The organism is Kocuria oxytropis (genome assembly GCF_040981195.1).
Classification (GTDB): domain Bacteria; phylum Actinomycetota; class Actinomycetes; order Actinomycetales; family Micrococcaceae; genus Kocuria; species Kocuria oxytropis.
On the sequence record NZ_JAVFXA010000113.1, the window covers coordinates 1 to 527 of the forward strand.

Here is a 527-nt window from a genome sequence, read left to right on the forward strand (position 1 = left end):
CCCCTTGACGAGGATTGACCCATGTCCACGGACACGACCTTCAGCATGCTCACCCGGTTCCGGAACCGCCTCGCGACCCCGCGGTGGCACGCCTGGTCGAGATCCCCGCGCGGACTGCTCGCCGGCTTCGTCCTGGTGCACCTCGTGTTCCTGGGATTCGCCCTGTCCCTGTCCCTGTCCGGCGCCGCCTTCAGCGACACCTACATCTACCGCGCGTGGGCCGAGGCCGGCTTCGACGAGCAGAACCTGAACGGGGAGCCCACCCCCTGGGTCTATCCGGTGCTGGCGCTGGTGCCCGTCGCGCTGGCCGGCACGGCCGGCCCGGGGCCGTTCTTCTTCCTGTGGGTCCTGATGATCACCGTGCTCAACGGCTGGGCCGTGGGGAAGCTGACGGACTGGGGACGCGCCCGGCACGCCGTTCCCGCCGCGTGGTGGTGGCTGGGCTTCGTCTTCCTCATGGGGTGGCTGGGCTTCGCCCGCGTCGACGGGCTCACGGCCCCCCTGGTGCTCGTCGCCCTGGTCTACGG

General features: G+C 70.8%; 1 pseudogene. It reads left to right on the forward strand.

From position 1 onward, the window contains the following. Window positions 1–21 precede the first annotated feature (21 nt). A pseudogene (locus QYM41_RS17850) lies at window positions 22–527 on the forward strand (hypothetical protein); the annotation flags it as partial.